General features: G+C 60.6%; 1 protein-coding gene. It reads right to left on the bottom strand.

Features of this window, described 5'->3' with window-relative positions:
* Window positions 1-497 (bottom strand): GTP-binding protein (locus tag IB256_RS30480; RefSeq protein ID WP_263864896.1); only part of this gene is annotated, 497 nt, incomplete at both ends.

Here is a 497-nt window from a genome sequence, read left to right as displayed (position 1 = left end):
CCGACGATTTCCACTTCTTCCTGGATCTTGACGATGCCACGCTCAACACGGCCAGTTACCACGGTGCCACGACCGGAGATCGAGAATACGTCTTCGATCGGCATCAGGAACGGCTTGTCGATGGCGCGCTCGGGCTCAGGGATGTACGAGTCCAGGGTTTCTACCAGCTTGCGCACGGCGGAAACGCCCATCTCGTTGTCGTCCTGGCCGTTCAGGGCCATCAGAGCGGAACCGATCACGATCGGGGTGTCGTCGCCCGGGAAGTCGTAGGTGTTCAGCAGATCGCGAACTTCCATTTCGACCAGTTCCAGCAGCTCGGCGTCGTCAACCATGTCGGCCTTGTTCAGGAACACGACGATGTAAGGAACGCCTACCTGACGGGACAGCAGGATGTGCTCGCGGGTCTGCGGCATGGGGCCGTCAGCAGCGGAGCAAACCAGGATCGCGCCGTCCATCTGGGCAGCACCGGTGATCATGTTCTTCACGTAGTCGGCGTG

It is taken from the genome of Pseudomonas sp. PDM17, from assembly GCF_014851985.1.
Lineage (GTDB): Bacteria > Pseudomonadota > Gammaproteobacteria > Pseudomonadales > Pseudomonadaceae > Pseudomonas.
Note: the sequence above shows the minus strand (reverse complement) of the source record. Positions and strands in the feature narration are given on the sequence as shown.